This is a genomic window from Amycolatopsis sp. NPDC101161 (assembly GCF_044768185.1).
In the GTDB taxonomy this organism is placed as follows: Bacteria; Actinomycetota; Actinomycetes; order Mycobacteriales; family Pseudonocardiaceae; genus Amycolatopsis.
This window is the reverse complement of record NZ_JBIWPI010000001.1, coordinates 1476930-1497697: the sequence shown is the minus strand read 5'-3', so window position 1 is coordinate 1497697 and position 20768 is coordinate 1476930. Positions and strand designations below refer to the sequence as shown.

Genomic DNA, 20768 nt, shown 5'->3' with positions numbered 1-20768 from the left:
CACAGGCCAAGCACTCGCCGCACAAGCTCGGGCCAGGCTCAGCAGGTGCCGTCCTGCACCGGGTAGTGGATGACGACCGCACCACCGGTGGCGTAGTTGGCGACATCGGCAGTTACCTGCAGGCCCTGCGGAGACGACCTTGCCGCGGTCATTGCCGCGGCGTCAGCGAACTCGGCCTCGAAGACCGCGAAGTACGGCGTCTGTCCCTGCGTCGCTGTCACCTCGAAGCTGTAGCGCCACGCGAGCAGGCCGGGCATGCGCTTGACCAGCGGGAGGTGGTTGTTGACGTAGTAGTCGCGGAAGTGGTCGGGATCGGCGGGCTCGGGATACAGGACCACCAGCTTGTGCATGACACCCTCCGTTCAGCGGCGAGCGACCACGACAATTCGAAGGTCGCGGTCTGTCGCCGTACCGCCGCCACCCTAAAGGCACACGAGCGGGAGCAACGAGCGAATATCCGCTGATGGCGTATGTAATGAACTTCCCGGTCGACGCGACGCGCTGGGCAGCCGGACTACCTCCGGACGCCTGGCCGGCGGGCTTCGCCACGAGCGGGAAGGTCTACCGCAACGAGGTCTTCGCCCTCGCCGAACGTTGGCGTGCGCGGGACGTCTCGAGCGTGCAGCTCGCGGCGGGCGTACTGGCCTGGGGACACGGGATCCGCGGGTACGGACCGTATCGGACCGGCCGCGTCCTCACCCGGGAACTGGCCGGCGAGCGGCTGGAAGCCGCGCTCGGCGGACTGCGTCCGGACCTCGTCACCCCGGTTGTGCTCGAAGACTGCTACGAGCGGTTCACGACCACCGCGAAGCTCCCCGGTCTCGGAGCTGCCTTCTTCACGAAGCTGCTCTACTTCACCGGCTATCGCCGCGGCAAAGGGGGAATTCAGCCGTTGATCCTGGATCGGGTCGTAGCGGGCCGAATGCCCACGGCGGCAGGGCCGGCCGGGAAGTACAGCACGGCCTGGTGGACCAGCACCTGGCTGACCTACCTGCACTGGGCAGCGGACCAAGCCGCCCGTCCCGGGTTCGGCGACGAACCGGACCGCGTCGAGATGGCGCTCTTCACCGGCTCTTGGACACCATGACTTTCCGCGCAGGTTTGCCTTGGGCGGGCTCCGCGGACAAGTTCGTGCCGGACGGGTTCGATCCGCCGACCTCGCTCGTCGCCGACCGGTTTCGCCTCGAACCGCTGGGGCCGCAGCACAATTCCGCCGATCATGCCGCCTGGATGTCGAGCATCGAGCACATCCGGGCGACTCCCGGCTACCACCACCGCAACTGGCCACCCCGCGACGGCATGACCCCAGAAGCCAACCTCGCCGACCTTCGCCGCCACGCCGACGACCTCGCGCGGCACGCCGGTTTCACCTTCACGGTTCTCGACCCGCGCGACGACGACGTCATCGGTTGCGTCTACCTGTACCCCTCGGCCTCCGACGAATGGGACGTCACGGTGCGGTCCTGGGTGCGCGCCGACAGATCAGACCTCGACGGACCGCTCGCCGACGCCGTCGCACGCTGGCTCGCGACCGACTGGCCCTGGCCACGCGTGGACCGCTGCGGTCGCTGACCACGTCGAGGGCTCAACGTTTGCTCATGCGCAGGATCAACGCGACCGAGTCCTCCGAGTGGGCTGACGGAGTCAAAACCTCCTGCAAGAGCAGGCCACGCATCGCAGCAACAGTCACCGTGGCCAAATTCAGCGCCTCCCCGGGGTCGAGCCCTTCGCGTTCCGCCAGCGACGCCAGCATCTTGGTCAGGTCGTCGAGCGAGTCGATGAACTCGCGGAAGTCCTCGGGGCTGTACGCGGCGAGTCCCACGACGTGGAAGAACCCTCGGACCCGCGACAGCTGCTCCGGCCGCGTGTAGGTCCGCCAGATCGCCACGACGAGGTCGTCGAACGTGCCCTGGCGGGCGGCCTCGACCAGGACCTCGTTGTCCCGGGAGCGCTGCGCCCCGAGCATGGCCGCCAGCACGCCCGGCAGGGACCCGAAGTGGTAGCGCAGGAGCGCGTGGCTGGTGTCGGCCCGGACGGCGATCTCGCGGAGCGACACCTCCGGTGCGGGCAGGTCCTCGCCGAAGGCGTCGAGAAGTCGGGCGAGGAGACGCTCCCGCGCGTCGCCCCGGCGTTCCGTGCTTGACAGGATCACTCCCACAGTTTATCCATTGGAAAAGAACCGCCGCGTTGCCCCCACATGGTCGCAGCCGGCGCCTGCGGAGGGAACGACTCATGGGACCGTGTCAAGTGGTCGGTGCGACGGTCGTCGACGGGTCGGGCCGCGACCCGGTCGACGTCGACGTCAGCATCGAAGACGGGGTCATCGCTCAGGTGGGGGCCGCCGGCGAACGCGGTGAGCGCCTCGATGCCGGCGGCCTGACGATGACGCCCGGCCTGATCGACGCGCACGTCCACTTGGGATTGTCGAGCCCGATCCAGCCGCAGTTCTCGTTCCGGATCAGCGCCGCCGAGCTCGCGGCCGACATCTTCGCCACGGCCGGCGCGACGCTCGACGCCGGCTTCACCACCGTCCGGGACACCGGCGGGGTCGACGGCGGCCTCGTCACCACGATCGCGAAGGGCAAGGTCAGGGGGCCGCGCGTCCTCTCGTGCGGACCGGTCCAGTGCCAGATCGGCGGCCACGGCTACTACGGAGCCGAATGGGAACCCACCGAGCGGTGGAGCGACCACCACCTCCCCGGCCTGTGCGCCCTGTCCATGATGTCCGGCAACGCGGACGAGCTGCGGCGCAACGTGCGCGAGGCCTTCCGGCGCGGAGCCTCCTTCCTGAAGCTCTGCGTGACCGGCGGAGTGGTCGGCGCGCACGACCGGCTGACCGACACCCAGTTCACCGTCGAGGAGATCGCCGTCGCCGTCGAGGAAGCCGCGGCGCGGGGCACCTACGTCACGGTGCACGCCCACAACAACGACGGCATCCGCAACGCGGTCGAGGCCGGGGTGCGCTGCGTCGAGCACGGCACCGATCTCGACGAAGCCACGGCCACCCTGATGGCCACTCACGATGTCGCCCTCGTGCCCACGTTCGCCGTCGTCGAGCAGCTGCTGCACGACACCGCCGGCGCCGGCCTCGACGCGTCGACCCGCGATCGGGTGCTGGGTGTTCGTGAGCGGATGACCGACGCGCTCGCCGTCGCCAAGGAAGCCGGGGTGCGGATCGGGCTGGGTTCCGACCTCATCGGCCCGGCTCAGGACCGCCGCGGCGAAGAGCTCAGGCTGCGCGCGAAGCTCGAAACCCCCATGGACGCCCTGGTGGCGGCCACCAAGACCAACGCCGAGATCCTCGGCCTGTCCGGCCAGGTCGGGGTCATCGCTCCCGGCGCGCAGGCCGACCTCGTGTTGTGGAACGGCAACCCGGTCGAAGACCCGGAGCTGTTCGCTGATCCCGCCAATGCCGTCCTCGTCATGCAGGCCGGCCGAATCGTGAAGGACCTCCGATGAGCACCATGTGGCAGGGCTGCCTCGCCGACACCGACTACTTCGAGCTGCGGTCCGGCGGAGGGCACGACTACGGCGTCTGGGTCACCACACCACCGGGCTACGACCCGGCCTCGACGCAGGCGCCCGCCGTGTACGTGCTCGACGGCAACTGGGCCGTGGGCATGACGGCGCCGCTCATCGTCACCCAGAAAGACCCCATGCAGCAGATCCGGCCCTACATCCAGGTCAGCGTCGGCTACGCGGGCGAGGACGCGCAGCACTGGGCGCGGCTGCGCAACCGGGACCTCGTGCCGCCCGGCGAGCCCATCGCCCCGGAGTTCGTCGACGCCGTGGAGACGGGGATCCGGACGGGCGCGATGACCCGCGAGGAAGCCGACGCCTACCTCGCCGAATTGAAGGAAACCCACGCCGACGCGTTTCTGGGCTTCCTCACCGAGGAGCTGCACCCGCGGATCGAACGCGACTACGGCACCGCCGCGAGCGGTCACGGCCTCTTCGGCTACTCCTACGGCGGGCTCTTCAGTCTCTACGCCTGGCTCACCGGCAACACGCTCTTCGAGAGCATCGGAGCGGGCAGCCCCGGTGTCGTCGGTGAAGACAGCCAGGTTTTCGCGATGCTCGAGAAACTGGGTGACAGCCTGCCCGCCGCCAAGCTCCACCTGACGGTCAACGACCAAGAGCTTCTCGGAAGCCTGGCCGTCTACCAGAACCTCGCGAAGAACGCGGCCACCGTCCTGCACCGGCTGACCGCCGGCGGCGGAGCCGTCACCAGCGCGGTGCTGCGCGAAACGCACGTGACCGGCCTGCAGGCGTCGTTCCTCAGCTACCTCAGGACCTGCCGTGCCCGGTGAGCGCGCGAGTGCCGAGGTGGTCGTGATCGGGGCCGGGGTGATCGGTGCGTCGATCGCCCTCGAGCTGGCGCGGGCGGGGCACCGGGTGACCGTGCTCGACCGGGCCGCGGGCGCCGGCCAGGGGTCGACCTCGGCATCGAGTGCGGTCGTCCGGTTCAACTTCTCCACCACCGCCGGGGTGGCGACGGCGTGGGAAGCGCACTTCGGCTGGCTCGACTGGGCCGGCCACCTCGGGCACGACGTCGGCGATCTGGCGGTGTTCCGCAAGAGCGGGCTGGTCATGCTGGACGTCGAGGCGGCTCCGCGCGCGTCCTGGCTTCCGTTGTTCGACGAAATCGGTGTCCCCTACGAGGAATGGGACAGCGCGACCTTGGCCGAGCGCGTCCCGGGGATCGACACCGGCCGCTATTGGCCGCCGAAGCGGCTCGACGACGAGGAATTCTGGGAGGACGCGAAAACCTCGCTCGGTGGCGTGTACACCCCGGACGCCGGATACGTCTCGGACCCGGGCCTCGCCGCCGTGAACCTCGCCGCCGCAGCCTCGGCGTGCGGGGCGGAGTTCCGCTTCCGCAGCACGGTGGCAGCGGTGGAAAAGGCCGGCGGGCGCGTGACGGCGGTGCGGCTGTCGGACGGGACCCGGATTCCCTGCGCCGTCGTGGTCAACGCGGCCGGCCCGTGGTCGGGCGCGGTGAACCGGTTGGCGGGCGTGGGTTCCGACTTCACGGTCGGTGTGCGCCCGATGCGGCAGGAAGTGGCGCACGTGCCGGTCCGGGAGGGCTACGGCGGCCCGGTGGTGGCGGACATGGACCTGGGCACGTACTTCCGCGGTGAGGTCGGCGGGGACCTGCTCGTCGGCGGAACGGAACCGGAGTGCGATCCGCTGCAGTGGACCGACGACCCGGACACCGTCGACGTCCACCCGACGGCCGCGGTCTTCGAGGCCCAGGTGACGCGGGCGGCGCGGCGGTTGCCCGACCTGGCGGTGCCCAACCGGGCGCGCGGCGTGGTGGGCGTCTACGACGTCGCCGACGATTGGACGCCGATCTACGACCGGACCGAACTGGAGGGCTTCTACGTCGCGATCGGAACGAGCGGCAACCAGTTCAAGAACGCGCCGGTCGTGGGGCAGCTGATGACGGAGCTGATCGACCGCGTGGAGAACGGCGCCGACCACGACGCGGTGCCGGTCCGGTTCCGGGCCCCGCGCACCGGCCTGGAGATCGACCTGGGCGCGTTCTCCCGCAAGCGCAGCCGGAACACCGCCAACTCGGGCACGGTGCTGGGCTGAGCCGGAACTCGGCGGACACCACCCGGCCGGCCGCGGCCCGGGTTTGAGCCGGCCGCGCTCGTGGTACTGACCGGGATCATCGCTATTCCCGGTTTCGGAGGGTGCTCGTGCAGATCCAGGTCAACACCGACCACAACATCCACGGTGGCGAAGGGCTGGCCACCTACGTGACCACCGAGCTGGAGAACAGCCTCTCCCGGTTCGGCGGGTGGTTGACCCGGGTGGAGGTGCACCTCAGCGAGGACGGCGGCAGCAAGCCGGAAGACAAGAAGTGCGTGATCGAAGCCCGGCCCGGTGGCAAGCAACCCGTCGCCGTCACCCACCACGCCGCCACCGTCGATGACGCCTACGCCGGTGCGGCGCACAAATTGGGGCGGGTACTGGATTCCCGGTACTCCCGCGCCCACGACCACAAGGGCAGCGACAGCATCCGGCACATGCCTGCTCCGGAGGACGAGGACGTCGAGCAGGACGAGACGCGGGGCTGAGCGAGCGCCGCCCGTCGGTCGTCGCCGGCGGGCGGCGCGACCGCTCACCCCCGGCCGGGGTCGCTCGGGTGCGCCTTCAGCGGTGTCACCGTCACCGCCATCCACACGTGCAGCGGCATCGACTCCAGCACCGCCTGCAGCTCTCCCTCGTCCGCGGCCGCGAACAACCCGATCGTGTGCCACTCCCCCGGCGCCTCCGGCGGCTTCCACAACCGCAGGATGTGGCCCTGCGCCGCCAGTTCGCCGGTGTGCGCCGCCTCGCGACGGCGCGTGGCCGCCACCTCTTCGTCCGGGGTGCCCGGCGGGACCGTGGTCCTCATGTCGACGAGGAATTCCCTCATCAGAGCCTCGAGACCTGGTAGTGGGCGATCAACCACGCGTCGCCCACCCGCCGGACGACCACGCTCAGGTGCACCGACAACGTCGGCCGGTCCGTGAAGCCGAAGTCGACCTCCGCGTACCCGAGGACCACGTCGTCGGCCAGCCGCCGGGACTCCACGATCCGGTAGTCCGCCGTCATGCCGAGCGGCTGCGACGCGTAGTACGCGGCCACGCCGTCGCGGCCCACGCTGTACGGGTGCAGGCCCTGGAAGATCGCGTCTTCGGTGAACGACTCCGCGAGCCGAGCCGGCTCGTGCGCGTCCACCGCCGACTTCCACGCGTCCAGCACGCCGGTCAAGATGTCCATGACGTCAGTGTCCCGCGCTCTGGCCGCCGTCGACGTGCAGGATCTCGCCCGTCACGAACGGCGCGCCCTCCAGGTAGACGACGGCGTCGACGATGTCGCCCGGGTCGCCGATCCGCCCGACCGGGTGCAGGCCCGCGAGCGCTTCGTGCGTCGACGCCGGGTGCATCGGGGTGCGGATGATGCCCGGCGACACGGCGTTCACACGCACGCCGCGCGTGGCGTACTCGATCGCCAGGGACTTCGTGACCGCGTTCAGCCCGCCCTTGGTCAGCGACGCCAGCGCCGACGGCACCGCGCTGTTCGCGTGGTCGGTGAGGCTGGTCGTCACGTTGACGACGTGCCCGCCGCCGACCTCGAGCATCGCGGCGATGGCGCGCTGGGTGACCTCGAAGAAGCCGCGCAGGTTCACGCCGGTCACCAGGTCGAAGTCGGCGCCGGTGTACTCGGTGAACGGCTTCGCGATGAAGACGCCGGCGTTGTTCACCAGCGTGTCGACGCGGCCGAACGTCGCCAGCGCCTGCTCGATCACGCGGGCGCCGACCGCCGGGTCGGCGATGTCGCCCGCGACGGTCAGGATCCCGGCGTCCCCCGACGGGGTGATGGATCGCGAGTTCGCGACCACGGCGTAGCCGAGCTTCCGGTACGCCTCGACCACGGCCGCGCCGATGCCCTGCGAGGCGCCGGTGACGACCGCGACCTTCTGGGTGCTCATGAAAACCTCCTGGTGGGTGGTGCTTCCAGAGCCGAGGATCTGCTCGCCGGACCCGGTTCGCCACGACCGGTTCGCTCTCAGCTGGAAGGCCGTACCTCCCACCGCATTAAGCTCCCGGTATGGAGCTACGCCAGCTTCGGTACTTCGTGGCCGTCGCCACAGAACTGAACTTCGGCCGGGCCGCGGAGCGGTTGCGCATCGCCGGGCCGTCGCTGTCCCAGCAGATCAAGGCGCTCGAACGCGACCTCGGCGTGCGGCTCTTCGACCGCGACCGCCGCTCGGTCACCCTCACCGAATGCGGCGAGTCGCTGCTGCCGCAGGTCCGCGCGCTGCTGGAGCAGGCCGACGAGTTGCGCCGCTCGGCTGCCGGGATCGCCGCGCGCGAGCCGGTGCGGCTCGGGTACGTCAACTGGCGGCCCGCCGACCTGCTCGACCGCGTCGCGGGCGTCGCGCACCTGCACGTCGACACTTGGGTGCTGCCCTCGCACGCTCAGCTGAACCGGGTCGCCGACCGGAGCATCGACCTGGCGATCTGCTGGGCGCGGGCCGCCGACCTGGCCGACCACGACCTCGAAGCCCACCTGCTCGGCGCGGACCGGCTCCACGCGATCGGCACCGGCACCGCGGACGTCGAAGCGAAGGACGTCGTCGTGCTCGTCGACGCCGACACCGCCAGCTGGGCGTCGTGGAACGCTTACGCCGAGGAGTTCGCGGAGGCCACCGGCGCGCGGGTCGTGCGCATCCAGGACGGCGGCATCACCGGCGCGGCGTTCTTCGACCACGTCCGGCGGCTGCGGCGCCCGGTGCTCAACTCGCCCAAGGGCCAGACGGCGCCCGTCCCGCCCGATCTCGCGCGCCGGCCGGTGACCGGCCCGGCGCCGTTCTGGACGTGGTCGCTGGTGTCGCGCCGGGACGAGACCCGCGCGCCGGTCCGGGCCACCATCGAGGCGCTCACCCGGGACGTCGGCTCGCCGGACCTCGAGTGGCTGCCGGCGGACGACCCGCACGCGGCGCTCAGCCGAACGCCCGCACCGCCACGTCCTGCCAGTCGTTCCACGTCTTGAGCCGGGCCTGGTACTCGTCGGTGACCGCGGCGAGCGACTTGCCGAGGAACATCCGCAGAGGCGGGTCGGCGGCGTCGACGAGCTCGAGGATCGCCGCGCGGGTGGCGTGCGGGTCGCCGACCTCCCAGTGGCCCTCGCCGACGGCCGGGTAGTCGGGGTTCGGCGTGCTCCGGCGCGAGCCGACGTCCAGCCACTCGGTGGCATAGGGACCGGGTTCGAGGTTGGTGACGTGGATGCCGAACTCCGCGACTTCCTGCGCCAGGGACTGGGAAAGCCCTTCCAGCGCCCACTTCGACGCGTGGTAGGCGCCGATGCCGGGGAACGCGATCACGCCGCCCTCGCTGGTGACCTGGACGATGTGGCCGTGACGCTGGGCGCGCAGGATCGGCAGGGCCGCCTGCGTGACCCAGAGGGCGCCGAAGAAGTTCGTCTCCAGCTGGGCGCGGACGTCGTCCTCGGTGAGCTCTTCGACGCGGCCGAAGTGCCCGTAGCCGGCGTTGTTGACGACGACGTCGAGCCCGCCGAAGTGGTCGGCGGCTTCCTGGACGGCGGCGAACGCGGCGGCGCGGTCGGTGACGTCGAGGCGGAGCGGGAGGACGGCGTCGCCGTGCTTTTCGACGAGGTCGTCGAGCTGCCGGGGGTTCCGGGCGGTCGCGGCGACCCGGTCGCCGCGGTCGAGGGCGGCTGCGGCCCAGTGGCGGCCGAAGCCCTTCGAGGATCCTGTGATGAACCAAATCATGCTTCCATGCTCGGCCTGGACGCCCATGAGCACCAGCGATGTCTTTTCATGAGAGCCATGCGGCCTGGTCATGGCTAGGCTGGCGGCATGAGCGAAGTGACGCTGGCCGGGCTGCGGGTGGTCCGCGAGGTCGCGGCGAGCGGCTCGTTCACGGCGGCGGCCGCGTCGCTGGGCTACACGCAGTCGGCGATCTCGCGGCAGGTGGCGATGATGGAGGCCGCCGCGGGCACGGCGTTGTTCGAGCGGCACGCGCGCGGGGTGCGCCCGACGCCGGCCGGCGCGTCGCTGGCCCGGCACGCGGCGACCGCGCTGGCGGTCGTCGATACCGCGGAGCAGGAGCTGGCCGGCCTGCGCGACCGGCTGGCGGGCCGGCTGTCGGTCGGCGCGTTCCCGGCCGCGGCGGCGGTCCTGGTGCCCCGGGCGCTGGCCGTCTTGCGCACGCGGCACCCCGGGCTGGTCGTCACGCTCGACGAAGGGGCGACGCCGGCGCTGCTCGCCCGCCTGCGCGGCGGCCGCACGGAGGTGGTGGTGATCGGCGTCGGCGCGGGATTGCCGGGCTACGACCTCGCGGGCCTGCACCAGGACGTGCTGACCGAGGACGACCTGCGCGTCGCGGTCCCGGAAGGGCACCGGCTGGCCCGGCGCGGGCGGGCCGAGGTGGCGGACCTGCGGGAGGAGACGTGGATAGTCGGCCGCGGCGGCCGAGGCGAGCCCCAGTTCGGTGCGTGGCCGACGCTGTCCGAGCCGCGGGTCGGGTGGGCGGTCCGGAGCTGGACGACCCGGCTGGGCATGGTGGCGGCCGGGCTGGGGTTGGCGCTGTTGCCGGGCGTTGCGGCGGCGTCGGTGCCGGCTGGGGTGGTGGTGGTCCCGGTGGAAGATCCGGGGTGGCGGGGGCGGAGTGCGGTGGTGGTTACCAGGCCGGGGCGGTCGGCGGGCGCCACGGCCGTGGTCGAGGCGCTGCGGGAGCAGGCCGCCGCCCTGCGCGGCTGAGACTGGGCGGGCCGGAGCGCGGTGCGGCCGCCCGGCGGGCGCCACCGCCGCTGTCGAGGCACTGCGGGAGCAGGCCACCGCCCCGCGCGGCTGAGACTGGGGGCCCGGAGCGCGGTGCGGGAGCAGGCCACCGCGTTGCGTGGCTGACACCGGGCGGCCGGAGCACGGTGTGGTCACCGGGCCCCGCCGGTCGGCGGGCGCCGCCGCCGCGGTCGAGGCGCTGGCCACCGCGTTGCGCGGCTGACATCGGGGGATGAAACCTGCCCACCCACGGCCGCCCGGGCCGGGGGACAATCGAACTCATGGAGCCCACCGGACAGCCGAAGGAGCTCGGCGACTTCCTCAAGGCGCGCCGCGCGCAGCTGGATCCGCGCGATGTCGGCCTGCCGGAACCCTCCTCGCCGCGGCGCGTGGCCGGGCTTCGGCGGGAGGAGGTCGCGCAGCTCGCCGCGATCAGCGTCGACTACCTGACGCGGCTCGAACAGGGGCGGGTGCAGGCTTCGTCCTCGGTGCTCGCCACCCTTGCCCGCGCGCTGCGGCTGGACGACGACCAGCAGTCCTATGTGTACGAACTCGCCGGCAAGCCCTTCCGCCGGCCGCGGCGCCGGGCCAGCGAAAAGCTGCGTCCGGCGATGAAACGGCTTCTCGACCAGCTGGCGGAGACGCCCGCGATGGTGCTCGGCCGGCGGCTGGACATCGTCGCGTGGAACGACTCGGCCGCCGCGCTGTTCACCGACTTCGCTCGCTACCCGGCGAACCGCCGCAACTACGTCTACCTGCTCTTCGCCGACCCGCAGGTGCGCGCGCTCCACGTCGACTGGGACGAAGCGGCCCGCACGGCGGTGGCGGCTCTGCACCTGGAGGCCGCGCGCGATCCGGACGCGCCGGAGCTGGCGGAGCTCGTCGGCGAGCTGGCCGTGCACCACCCGGAGTTCCGCACGTGGTGGGCGGCCCACCACGTGACGAGCCAGGGCTACGGCGTCAAGCACTACCACCACCCGGTGGTCGGCGCCCTCACGCTGGACTGCGACATGTGGGAAAGCCCGGACGGCAGCGGGCAACGCCTGATGGTCCTGACGGCGGAACCGGGCTCGGCGGCGCACGAAGCGTTGCGGATCCTGGCTTCGTGGACCGCCGAGCCCGTCACCGGGTGATCACTCGCCGGCGGGACCGCGGCTACCGGCGCACCAGCACCGCGGTCGCGACGATGCCCGCCACCACGACCGCCGCCAGCGCCAGCATGCTGATCCCCATGCCGTGCGCGAAAGCCGCGCGGGCGGCCGGCGCCAGGTGCGCGTCCACCGCGAGCGCGCCCGCCAATGAGCCCTCCGCGGCCTCGCGCGCCTGCGGTGGCAGCGAAGCCGTCGCCGAGCGGATCGAATCCGTGTACGCGGCGGAAAGGACGCTGCCGACGAGCGCGATCCCCAGTGCCGCACCGATTTCGCGCGTCGCGTCGTTGACCGCCGACGCCACGCCGTACTGCGACGACGGCACGTTGTCGAGGATCGCGCTCGTCGCCGCCGGGGCTGTCACGCCGATCCCCGCGCCCAGCACGCACACCGCGATCGCCAAGGCGACATAACCACTTCCGGCGTCCAGCTGTCCGATGAGGACCATGCCGACGACGACCACCGCGAGCCCGGCGCACGTCACCACCCGCAGCCCGAACCGGCGCACCAGCGGCGCCGAAGCCAGCGACAGCGGGAAGAGCGACACCGCGACCGGCCACAGCGCCAGCCCCGACTTCAGCGCCGAATACCCCTGCACCAGCTGCAAGTACTGCGCCAGCGCGAAGAACATCCCGAACGCCGCGGTGAACTGGACGGTCACCGAGACCGAGCCGGCCGCGAAAGCCGCGTTGCCGAACAGCCGGACGTCCAGCAGCGGCGACGGGCGCCGCAGCTCGTAGACGACGAAGAGCACGCCCAGCACGAGCCCGCCCGCGATCGACCCGAGCACGACGCCGTCGCCCCAGCCGAGATCCGCGACGCGCAGGATGCCGTACACCACCGCCCCGATCGCCAGCGCGCTGAGCACCGCGCCGGCGACGTCGAAGGCGTGCGGATGGCGGTCGCGCGACGTCGGCACGGTCAGGCTCGCGGCCACCAGGACGACCGACAGCACCGCCGGTCCGAGGAACACCGAGTGCCACGAGAAGTGCTGCAGCAGGACGCCGGCGAGCACCAGGCCGCCGAGCCCGCCGACGCCGGCCACCGCCGCCCAGATCCCGATCGCCCGCCCGCGCCGCTGCGCCGGGAAGCTCGCGGTGATGATCGACAGCGTGGCCGGCATGATCATCGCGGCGCCGAACCCGGTGACGGCCCGGGCGACGATCAGCCACGTCGACGTGTCGAGGAAGACGGGCGCGGCGCAGCCCACGGCGAAGACGAGCAGGCCGGCGACGAGCACCCCGCGCCGCCCGTACCGGTCCCCCAGGGCGCCGGCGGGCAGCACGAGCGCGGCGAGCACGAGGGTGTAGACGTCGACGATCCACGTCTGTTCGGCCTGGCTCGCCCCGGTGTCGGCGGCGAGCGCGGGCAGGGCGGCGTTGACGATGGTCACCATGGCGATCACCAGGCCGACGGCGGTGCACATCAAGCCGACGGTCCACGCGCGGCGGCCGGTGGACAGGACGACGTCGCCGGTTGGTTCGAGCTCCGCCCGCATGCACCTCGCCCCTCGTCGGTGGCCCCGGTCTCCCCCGACGCTACGTGCGGAAACCGAGACCCGGAGGCTGGTCCGGTCTCATTTTCCGCCCCTGACCGGGCTACGAGAGGGGCGGTTCGAACGCCACTGAACGGCCTCGCGGCGTCGACCCCGCGAGCGGACCCGCATCCGCGCCCTTGATGACCCGCACTCCCGCCGCCGAGCCGGTGGCCACGCTTCGAGCGAAGGCCATCAGCAAGACCTCGGCGAACATACTGTTCGGGCCGGCATCGGGAAAGGGGATGATCCTCTCGAAGACGACGTCCTCCACCTCGCGTAGCCAGTCCACATCGGACTCGACGACCAGCCAGCGACCCCGCCGGGAGATGTGCACGGTGCTCGCACCGACAAGAATCGGCTCACCCGCAAGCATTTGAGCCATCTCGACCGGGTCGAATTCGCCACCCCGAAAGTAGCGACCAGGCTTCTCGCGCAAGTAGTCCATCAGATCGATTTGACGAATATCCTCGGCGCTGTACAACAAATCCCCCTTCGCCGAAGCCGCCGGCGCGTGGGCGGAGGGCGGTGGCTTCACCAGCATACCCTCGCGCGGCTCAATTCGAGCGGGGCTTGAGCACGTCCTCGACCAGCGTGGCGATCATGCCCCGCGGGACGCTCGCGCCGGTCAAAGCCGCGTACACCAGCGGGCCCAGCAATGCGTCGAGCGCCGCGTCCGGCGTCAGGCGAGGAGCGATCTCGCCCGCCTCCATCGCGCGGGTCAGCATTGCTCGCTCCTGCTCGCGGCGCGGGCCGAGGTAGCGCTCCTGGAAGCTCTCGGCCGTCGCGGGGTCGTGCTGGGCCTGGGCCAGCAGCGCCAGCAGGACCTTGCCCGCCGGGTCGCGGGTGAGGAACCGGGTGAACGCGCGGAGGTAGCCGCGGATGGCTTCGGCCGTCGCCTTGCCCGACGGGACCGGGAAGCCCTTCGCGCTGTCCTCGATGAGCGTGTCGAGGAGGATCTCGACCTTCGACGGCCACCAGCGGTAGATCGTCTGCTTGGCGACGCCGGCGCGGCGCGCGATCGCCTCGATCGTCAGCGCGGCGAAGCCGTGCTCGACGAGCAGGTCGTCCGCGGCGTGCAGCACGGCCAGGCGCGCGGCTTCGTCGCGCCGGTTGCCGGAACGCGGGCGGGGGCTGTCGGGCATGCGCGACACCCTACCGGGCCGCCGCTGACTGGACGCGACGTCTTGTCTAGACGCAACGTCGCGTCTAGTCTACGGGATGAATCCACCCGAAGGAGTTCCCGTGTCCCCCAAGCAAGCCCTCGTCGTCGGTGCCTCCCGCGGCCTCGGGCTCGTCCTCGCCCGCGAGCTGCTCCGCCGCGGCTGGCACGTCATCGCGACCGCCCGCCGCGACAGCCCCGGCCTGCGCGCCCTGGACGGCGTCGAGATCGAGTCCCTCGAGATGACGAGCGCCGACCAGCTCGCCGCGGTGCGCGGACGGCTGGCCGGGCGCCGGCTCGACCTGCTCTTCGTCAACGCCGCGATCGACCGCGGGAACACGCCCATCGGCGAGGTCCCCGCGGACGTCTTCACCGAGGTCATGCTCACCAACGCGCTGAGCCCGCTGCGGACCGTCGAGGCCCTGGGCGACCTCGTCGAACCCCGGGGAACCATCGCCGTCATGTCGTCCGAGCAGGGCAGCGTCTCGCTGAACACCGAGGACGGCTACGAGCTGTACAAGGCCAGCAAGGCCGCGCTCAACCAGCTGATGCGCAGCTACGCGACGCGGACGGCCGCGGACGGCCGGACCAAGCTGCTCATCGACCCGGGCCACAACCGCACGCGGCTCGGCGGGCCCGACGCGCCGCTGGACCCCGAAGAGAGCATTCCGGCGGTCGTCGACGTGCTCGAAGCCGAGGCGGGCACACCCGGCCTGCGGTTCCTCGACCGCCACGGCAAGCCCGTGCCGTGGTAGGTCACCGGGCCACGGCGTACGCCTGCTGACCCCGGGGACTCGCGGCCGCCAGGACGAACCCGTCGTCGAAACCCGTCGCGCACACCTTGCCCAACGACTTCTCCGCCGCCACCACGACGTCGTGGCCGCGCTCGCGCAGCTGCTCGACCACCTCGGCCGGGCACCCGGCCTCGACGACCAGGCTGTTCGGGCGGGCCGAGCGCGGAGCGAACGACGACGGGACCTGGTCGGTGTGGAACGCCCGCTGCTCGATCGCCGCCTGGGGACCCAGGCCGCCGTCCACGTGGCTGACGAAGAAGTTCAGCGTCCACTGGTCCTGCTGGTCGCCGCCGGGGGTGCCGAACGCCAGATGGGGGCGGCCGTCCTTGGTCACCAGTGTCGGGCTCAACGTGGTCCGCGGGCGTTTGCCCGGCGCGACCGTGTTCGGGTGCCCCTCGGTCAGCAGCGCCATCTGGCCGCGGGTGCCGAGCGGGAAGCCGAGCCCGGGGATGACCGGCGAGCTCTTCAGCCAGCCGCCGCTCGGGGTCGCGACGACCATGTTGCCCTCGCGGTCCGACGCGCTGATGCAGCACGTGTCCCCCTTGGCCGCGGTCAGCTTCACCACCGCCGGGATCCCGTCGGCGAGCTGGGCGCGCCAGTCCGGGTCGGCCGGGGCGGGCAGCGGCGGCTCCGGGAACCAGCCGTCCAGGCCCGGGCGCAGCGCCCCGCACGCCCGCTCCCCCACCAGGGCACGACGAGCCGCCGCGTACTCCGGATCGAGCAAACGACCAAGTGGGACGTCGGAAAACGCCGGGTCGCCGTAGAACGCCTCCCGGTCGGCGAAGGCGAGCTTCGCGCATTCGACGACCGTGTGCAGGTGCTCGGCGCCGCCGTGGTCCATCGCCGCCAGGTCGAAGCCCTCCAGCAGGCCCAGCTGCTGCAGGAACACCGGGCCCTGCGACCACGGACCCGCCTTGTGCACGGTGTGGCCGCGGTAGTCCGCGGTGACCGCCGGTTCGATCGTCGGCCGCCAGGACGCCAGGTCGTGGCCGGTGAGCAGGCCGCCGTTGCGGCGGCCGGTGGAGTCCAGCGGCTCGGCCGTGGCCAGGTACTTGTCGATCGCCTCGGCGACGAACCCCTGGTAGAACACGGCGACAGCGGCGTCGATCCGGTTCTCGCGTCCGCCCGGGGCGGCCTCGGACTCGGCGAGGATGCGCCGGTAGGTCGCGGCCAGGGGCCGGTTGCGCAGCCGGGACCCCGGCCGCGGCGGCCGCCCGTCGGGCAGGTAGACCTCGCCGGACGCCGTCCACTCCTCGCGGAACAGCGGCGCGAGCACCTCGATCATGTCCGCCGCCTTGGGCAGCAGCGGGAACCCGTCCGAGGCGTAGGCGATCGCCGGGGCGAGCACCGTGCCGAGGTCGAGCCGCCCGCGGTCGCGCAGCAGCCGCAGCCACGCGCCGAACGCGCCGGGCACGACGGCCGGCAGCAGGCCCGACCCCGGGATCGCGTCGACGCCGCGGTCGCGGAACGCCTGGGGCGTCGCCGCTTCCGGCATCGGGCCCTGGCCGCAGATGACCTCGACGTCGCCGGTCGCGCCGTCGTGGACCAGGATGGGAACGTCGCCGCCCGGGCCGTTGAGGTGCGGTTCGACGACCTGGATGACCAGCGCGGTCGCGACGGCCGCGTCGAAGGCGTTGCCGCCGAGGTCGAACATCGCCGTGCCGGCGGCCGAAGCCAGCCAGTGCGTGGAGGACACGGCCCCGCGGGTGCCGAGCAGTTCGGGTCGGTCGAGCACGTCAGCTTCCCTTCTCGCGGTCCGGGTCGGCCAGCTCGCCGGACCCGGCCGGCAGCACGGCACCGGACACCGACGCCGACACCGGCCGGCCGTCGGCGACCCGGACCGAGCAGTACAAAGTGGACGGACGGCCCTGCTCACGGCCTTGGCGCAGCGTGAAGTCGTGCACGCCCTCGCCGGTGAGCCACCCCGCCTCGACGAGCCAGACGCCGAGGCCGAGCGCGGCCGACGAGCACGCCGGGTCCTCCGGCATCCCGTAGCCGGGCGCGAACAGGCGGCCGTGCGCGGTGTTCGTCGCCGCGTCCCAGCTGAACACGAGCACGTCGGCGAGGCCGGCGGCGGCCATGGCCGCGAAGTCCGGTTCCGCGGCCGCGACGGCGTCCGCGCGCACCGGCAGGAAGTGGAACGCGGGGCCGAAGCCGCACGCGGCGGGGCGGGCGCCGTCGGCCGCGGGGGCGGGCAGGCCGACGGCGCCGAGCAGGGGCCCCGGGTCGAGCGGTTCGCTCTCCAGGGGGTCGTTCGCGGTGATCTTGCCCGCTTCGGCGGTCACGTCCAGGGGCAGCCGCTTCGGGCCGCACTCCTGCACGACCCGCCCGGCGGGCACCAGGCCGAGCCGCGCGAGCGTCACCGCCGTGCCGACGCTGGAGTGGCCGCCGAACGGCGATTCCGCCTCGGGGGTGAAGACCCGCACGCGGTAGTGGGCGCCGGTGCCGGTGGGCGGCAGGACGAACGCCGTCTCGGTGTGGTTGATCTCGCGGGCCAGCGCCTGCATGCCCGCGGTGTCGAGGTCGCCGGCCTTCGGGACGACGCCGAGCGCGCTGCCGGCGTAGACGTGGTCGGCGAACATGTTGACGATCTCGTACGCGGGCATGCTGCTCCCTTCAGGAGAGGTCCAGCTCGTCGAGGACGCGCTCATCCCCTTGGTAGGGCTCGGATTCGCGGGGCCAGTGCACGACCAGGTCGGTGAAGCCGAGGTCGGCGAACGTGCCCGAGGCGTCCCGGAAGGACTGCGCGGAGTCCAGCACGCCCCCGACGGTCGCGCCGGTCACCAGCAGCTTCCCGGCCGACGCCGGATCGCGGCCCGCCGCGACGCACGCGTCCTCGAACGCCCGGAGCTGGTCCTTCAGCTCCGGCACGACCAGGTCCCAGCGGCGGGCGTCGAACCGGCCCGGCGCGCCCGCGGTCAGCCACGTTTCGCCGTACCGGGCGGCCAGGCCCATCGCCTTCGGGCCGGTCGCCGCGACCGCGAACGGCACCCGCGGCCGCTGCACGCACCCCGGCTCCATCCACGCGTCTTCGCAGCGGTAGTACTGGCCTTCGTACGACGTGAGCGGCTGCCGCAGCAGCAGCTCCGTCAGCTCGAGGAACTCCGCGAACCGCGCAGAGCGGCTACCCGATGGCGCGACGCCGAAGACGCTCTCGTCGTATCCCCCGGCCCCCGACCCGACGCCGCAGATCAGCCGGCCGCCGGAAATGTCGTCGAGCGTCATCAGCTCCTTGGCGAACGGCACCGGGTGACGGAACGTCGGCGTCGCGACGAGCGAGCCGAGCCGCATCTTCGACGTCACCCCGGCCGCGGCGGTGAGCGTCGGCAGGCAGCCGAACCAGGTCTCGTCGCGCAGCCAGCGCCACATCAGGTGGTCGTAGGTCCAGGCGTGGTCGAACCCGAGCTCTTCGGCGCGGCGCCAGCGGTCCCGCGCGGCGGACCAGCGCTGCTCGGGCAGCAGGACGATGCCGTGGCGCACGGCTCAGTCCGCCGGCGAGCCGGCGGCGCACGCGGCGACGTCGGCGAGCAGGCCGACGAACCCGGCCTCGCAGGAGCGGACCTCGGGACTGGTCAGCTCCGCCGGCGGGTCGGCGGCGTCGGACACGGAGTCGACGCCGTTGACGGACACGTCCAGCGCCACGGCGTTGAGCCGCCGCAGCAGCTGCGCGACGACGTCGGGCAGCGACGTGGGCGCCCGCAGCGTCATGAAGTAGTTGTCGTAGACGACGCTGAGCACGTCCGGGTGGGTCGGCTCGGCGGCGCCGGACGCGTCCTGCAGCAGCGACCGGCCGCTGGGCACCAGCTTCGCCGCGATGCCGCCGTGGACGCGTTGGTAGAAGCCGACTTCGTCGCGCAGCGCCTTGACGCCCGGCGAGTCGTCGTCCGGCAGGCCCTTGCCGCGGTAGAGGTCGCGGACCGGGGCGAAGTCCGGTGCCCAGGTGCCGCTGAACCCGCGGTGCTGCAGGAACATGCTCGGCCGGATGACCTCGTGGTAGACGTCGATCGGTGTCGAGCTGGTGTAGAGCAGCATCGCGCTGAAGCCGCGGGTGAACAGGGCCGCCGAGGCCAGCGCGGCCTCGCGGTCGCGTTCGCCGCGTTCGGCCAGCGCCAGTTCGCGGGCGACCAGCTGCCACAGCACGAACGTCACCTGGTGACCGGTGATCCAGCGGAACCAGTAGAGCCGGTCGGACGACTCGACGGGCTCGACCGCGCCCGGCGCGCCCTCGCGGGAGAGGTGCTCCAGGTGCGTGCACAGGCCCGCGAAGCGGGAGCACGGGCCGTCGCCGTCGGGCTCGGTGCCCGCGTCGGGGATGGTCAGCGGTTCGAGACCGTAGGGGAAGTCGCCGAAGTCCCACCCCTCGCGCACGGGGACCTCGGTGAGCACGGGAACGGTCATCACGCGGCCTCCGGAATCCAGGTGAACTCGTATTCCAGGCCGTTGACGTCGAACGCGTAGAAACTTTGCACGCCGTCGGCGTCGGTGACGATCTCCGTGGCCGGTTCGTCGCGGACGAAATGGTAGCGGCCGGATTCGTACAGTTTCATCCAGTGGCGCTGCCACGCGCGCATTTCGGCGGCCGAGCCGACCTCCATGCAGACGTGCTGGAACTGCGCCTCGCCGGGATCGGGGGCTTGAGCCCCCGCGCCGGCGCGTTCGAAGAGGTGGAACCGGGTGCCGCCGGCCCGCAGCTCGACGAGCTTGACGATGCCGGGCAGCCGGCTCGTGGTCAGCTCGGAGAACTCCTCCAGGGACCAGTTTTCCTTGCAGCCGAAGAAGTCCTGGTACCACGAGACGCAGTTGCCGAGGTCGGCGGTCTGGATCCCCAGGTGGTGGAACGCGGCCGCGCGCAGCGAGGCGAGGCGCGGCGACTCGAGGGTCGCCACGGCGTTCTCGGTCATGGTCGCCATCCTTTCTTCCGGCGCCGGTTCACATTCCCAGACGGCGCCTCGAGAGTGGCCTTGATGGATCACGGGGAGCGGCGGTGAATACAACCGCCCGATCTCCTTCGAGCCTACATTGGTTGCCGCCGGGAAATCAAGTTGACGGCAAAAGAATTTCGATTCTCCCTTAAGCCGCGCGCGATCCTCCAGTACGATCGGGAGACATGAGCGAAGACCAGTGGACGAAAATCGACACCTACACCTCGGCCCTGATGGTGGAGCACGACGCCGCCCTGGACCTCGCGGCCAAGGCGAGCGCCGAGGCCGGGCTGCCGGAGATCGCGGTGGCGCCCAACCAGGGCAAGTTCCTCCACCTGCTCGCCCGCACGCACGGCGCGCGCCGGATCCTCGAGGTCGGCGCGTTCGGCGGCTACAGCGCGATCTGGCTGGCCCGCGCGCTGCCCGAGGGCGGCACGCTGACCACGCTGGAGGCCGAACCGTCGTTCGCCGAAGTGGCGCAGCGGAACATCGACAACGCGGGTCTGTCCGATGTGGTCGACCTGCGCGTCGGCAAGGCCCTCGACACGCTGCCGACGCTGGCGGGCGGTGAGCCGTTCGACTTCGTGTTCATCGACGCCGACAAGGCGAACATCCCGGAGTACTTCGGCTGGGCCCTGAAGCTGACCCGCCCGGGCAGCGTGATCGTCGTGGACAACGTGGTGCTCGACGGGCTCGTCGTCGAGGCCGACAGCCCCAACCCGGCGGTGCAGGGCGTGCGCCGGTTCAACCAGCTGGTGGCCGACGAGCCGCGCGTCACCGCGACGACCGTGCAGACCGTCGGCAGCCGCGGCCACGACGGGTTCTGCCTGATGCTCGTCGAGAGCTGACGGACCCCCGACCGGAGGGCCTTCCCGCACCGCGGGGAGGCCCTCCGTCCATTCGGGACA

Annotated in this window: 25 protein-coding genes; 11 read left to right on the top strand and 14 right to left on the bottom strand. The window is 72.0% G+C overall.

The features are described from left to right. Positions 1-38: 38 nt before the first annotated feature. Positions 39-350 carry an EthD family reductase gene (locus ACIRSS_RS07310; protein WP_400891681.1) on the bottom strand — a complete coding sequence of 104 codons (312 nt, stop codon included), beginning with the start codon at positions 348-350 and terminating at the stop codon, positions 39-41. Between the two features lie 113 nt (positions 351-463). On the opposite strand from ACIRSS_RS07310, the gene ACIRSS_RS07305 reads away from it, so the two are divergent. Further along, entirely contained in the window at positions 464-1087 is a 624-nt protein-coding gene (locus tag ACIRSS_RS07305) for a hypothetical protein (RefSeq protein WP_400891679.1), read from the top strand. Then, positions 1084-1572 carry a GNAT family N-acetyltransferase gene (locus tag ACIRSS_RS07300; protein WP_400891677.1) on the top strand — a complete coding sequence of 163 codons (489 nt, stop codon included), beginning with the start codon at positions 1084-1086 and terminating at the stop codon, positions 1570-1572. Before ACIRSS_RS07305 ends, ACIRSS_RS07300 begins: the two co-directional genes overlap by 4 nt. 13 nt (positions 1573-1585) lie before the next feature. Here the strand turns inward: ACIRSS_RS07300 and ACIRSS_RS07295 are convergent, their stop codons facing one another. After that, positions 1586-2152: a TetR/AcrR family transcriptional regulator gene (locus tag ACIRSS_RS07295; protein ID WP_400891675.1), complete on the bottom strand. Its 567-nt coding sequence runs from the start codon at positions 2150-2152 to the stop codon at positions 1586-1588. Positions 2153-2232: 80 nt separating this feature from the next. On the opposite strand from ACIRSS_RS07295, the gene ACIRSS_RS07290 reads away from it, so the two are divergent. From ACIRSS_RS07290 to ACIRSS_RS07275, 4 genes are all read left to right on the top strand, one after another. Next, a complete protein-coding gene (locus ACIRSS_RS07290) occupies positions 2233-3459 on the top strand; it encodes an amidohydrolase family protein (RefSeq protein WP_400891673.1) in 1227 nt (408 codons plus the stop codon). After that, on the top strand, positions 3456-4310 hold the full coding sequence (locus ACIRSS_RS07285) for an alpha/beta hydrolase (protein ID WP_400891671.1): 855 nt from the start codon (positions 3456-3458) through the stop codon (positions 4308-4310). The genes ACIRSS_RS07290 and ACIRSS_RS07285 overlap by 4 nt, the downstream gene beginning before the upstream one ends. Next, positions 4300-5598 (top strand): NAD(P)/FAD-dependent oxidoreductase, encoded by a 1299-nt coding sequence (locus ACIRSS_RS07280; RefSeq protein ID WP_400891668.1) that lies wholly within the window; start codon positions 4300-4302, stop codon positions 5596-5598. The genes ACIRSS_RS07285 and ACIRSS_RS07280 overlap by 11 nt, the downstream gene beginning before the upstream one ends. A 107-nt stretch (positions 5599-5705) precedes the next feature. After that, on the top strand, positions 5706-6086 hold the full coding sequence (locus tag ACIRSS_RS07275) for an HPF/RaiA family ribosome-associated protein (protein WP_400891666.1): 381 nt from the start codon (positions 5706-5708) through the stop codon (positions 6084-6086). Between the two features lie 44 nt (positions 6087-6130). On the opposite strand, the gene ACIRSS_RS07270 is transcribed toward ACIRSS_RS07275, so the two are convergent. Genes ACIRSS_RS07270 through ACIRSS_RS07260 form a run of 3 tightly spaced genes read right to left on the bottom strand, consistent with a single transcriptional unit; the run spans position 6131 to position 7486 of the window. Then, complete coding sequence (locus ACIRSS_RS07270; protein ID WP_400891664.1) at positions 6131-6427, bottom strand: muconolactone Delta-isomerase family protein; 297 nt, start codon at positions 6425-6427, stop codon at positions 6131-6133. After that, positions 6427-6774: an SgcJ/EcaC family oxidoreductase gene (locus ACIRSS_RS07265; RefSeq protein WP_400891661.1), complete on the bottom strand. Its 348-nt coding sequence runs from the start codon at positions 6772-6774 to the stop codon at positions 6427-6429. The genes ACIRSS_RS07270 and ACIRSS_RS07265 overlap by 1 nt, the downstream gene beginning before the upstream one ends. Before the next feature lie 4 nt (positions 6775-6778). Then, positions 6779-7486: an SDR family NAD(P)-dependent oxidoreductase gene (locus ACIRSS_RS07260; protein WP_400891658.1), complete on the bottom strand. Its 708-nt coding sequence runs from the start codon at positions 7484-7486 to the stop codon at positions 6779-6781. A 119-nt stretch (positions 7487-7605) separates the two neighbouring features. On the opposite strand from ACIRSS_RS07260, the gene ACIRSS_RS07255 reads away from it, so the two are divergent. After that, a complete protein-coding gene (locus ACIRSS_RS07255; RefSeq protein WP_400891656.1) occupies positions 7606-8550 on the top strand; it encodes a LysR family transcriptional regulator in 945 nt (314 codons plus the stop codon). On the opposite strand, the gene ACIRSS_RS07250 is transcribed toward ACIRSS_RS07255, so the two are convergent. After that, on the bottom strand, positions 8501-9289 hold the full coding sequence (locus ACIRSS_RS07250) for an SDR family NAD(P)-dependent oxidoreductase (RefSeq protein ID WP_400891654.1): 789 nt from the start codon (positions 9287-9289) through the stop codon (positions 8501-8503). The genes ACIRSS_RS07255 and ACIRSS_RS07250 overlap by 50 nt on opposite strands. A gap of 87 nt (positions 9290-9376) precedes the next feature. On the opposite strand from ACIRSS_RS07250, the gene ACIRSS_RS07245 reads away from it, so the two are divergent. Beyond that, a complete protein-coding gene (locus ACIRSS_RS07245; protein ID WP_400891651.1) occupies positions 9377-10279 on the top strand; it encodes a LysR family transcriptional regulator in 903 nt (300 codons plus the stop codon). Between the two features lie 302 nt (positions 10280-10581). Next, a complete protein-coding gene (locus ACIRSS_RS07240; protein ID WP_400891648.1) occupies positions 10582-11433 on the top strand; it encodes a helix-turn-helix domain-containing protein in 852 nt (283 codons plus the stop codon). Between the two features lie 22 nt (positions 11434-11455). Here the strand turns inward: ACIRSS_RS07240 and ACIRSS_RS07235 are convergent, their stop codons facing one another. From ACIRSS_RS07235 to ACIRSS_RS07225, 3 genes are all read right to left on the bottom strand, one after another. Then, positions 11456-12946 carry an MFS transporter gene (locus ACIRSS_RS07235; RefSeq protein ID WP_400891645.1) on the bottom strand — a complete coding sequence of 497 codons (1491 nt, stop codon included), beginning with the start codon at positions 12944-12946 and terminating at the stop codon, positions 11456-11458. Between the two features lie 100 nt (positions 12947-13046). Further along, complete coding sequence (locus ACIRSS_RS07230) at positions 13047-13466, bottom strand: hypothetical protein (RefSeq protein WP_400891642.1); 420 nt, start codon at positions 13464-13466, stop codon at positions 13047-13049. 73 nt (positions 13467-13539) lie between these two features. Next, positions 13540-14127, bottom strand: a complete 588-nt coding sequence (locus tag ACIRSS_RS07225) for a TetR/AcrR family transcriptional regulator (protein ID WP_400891639.1) — start codon at positions 14125-14127, stop codon at positions 13540-13542. Between the two features lie 100 nt (positions 14128-14227). Here ACIRSS_RS07225 and ACIRSS_RS07220 point away from each other — a divergent pair, with 100 nt between their 5' ends. After that, positions 14228-14899: an SDR family NAD(P)-dependent oxidoreductase gene (locus ACIRSS_RS07220; RefSeq protein WP_400891637.1), complete on the top strand. Its 672-nt coding sequence runs from the start codon at positions 14228-14230 to the stop codon at positions 14897-14899. Position 14900: 1 nt separating this feature from the next. Here ACIRSS_RS07220 and ACIRSS_RS07215 read toward each other — a convergent pair whose 3' ends face one another. The 5 genes from ACIRSS_RS07215 to ACIRSS_RS07195 are packed head-to-tail and all read right to left on the bottom strand — an operon-like array spanning position 14901 to position 19839. Further along, complete coding sequence (locus ACIRSS_RS07215) at positions 14901-16673, bottom strand: gamma-glutamyltransferase family protein (RefSeq protein ID WP_400891635.1); 1773 nt, start codon at positions 16671-16673, stop codon at positions 14901-14903. A 1-nt stretch (position 16674) separates the two neighbouring features. Then, the gene (locus ACIRSS_RS07210) at positions 16675-17544 is read right to left on the bottom strand and encodes a PhzF family phenazine biosynthesis protein (RefSeq protein WP_400891632.1); all 870 of its coding nucleotides are present in this window, start codon (positions 17542-17544) and stop codon (positions 16675-16677) included. 10 nt (positions 17545-17554) lie between these two features. Beyond that, positions 17555-18418, bottom strand: coding sequence for an LLM class flavin-dependent oxidoreductase (locus ACIRSS_RS07205; RefSeq protein WP_400891630.1), 864 nt, complete (start codon positions 18416-18418; stop codon positions 17555-17557). Positions 18419-18421: 3 nt separating this feature from the next. After that, positions 18422-19336: a hypothetical protein gene (locus ACIRSS_RS07200; RefSeq protein WP_400891628.1), complete on the bottom strand. Its 915-nt coding sequence runs from the start codon at positions 19334-19336 to the stop codon at positions 18422-18424. Further along, the gene (locus ACIRSS_RS07195; RefSeq protein ID WP_400891625.1) at positions 19336-19839 is read right to left on the bottom strand and encodes a VOC family protein; all 504 of its coding nucleotides are present in this window, start codon (positions 19837-19839) and stop codon (positions 19336-19338) included. The genes ACIRSS_RS07200 and ACIRSS_RS07195 overlap by 1 nt, the downstream gene beginning before the upstream one ends. Positions 19840-20045: 206 nt before the next feature. On the opposite strand from ACIRSS_RS07195, the gene ACIRSS_RS07190 reads away from it, so the two are divergent. After that, entirely contained in the window at positions 20046-20708 is a 663-nt protein-coding gene (locus ACIRSS_RS07190) for an O-methyltransferase (RefSeq protein WP_400891623.1), read from the top strand. Positions 20709-20768 lie beyond the last annotated feature (60 nt).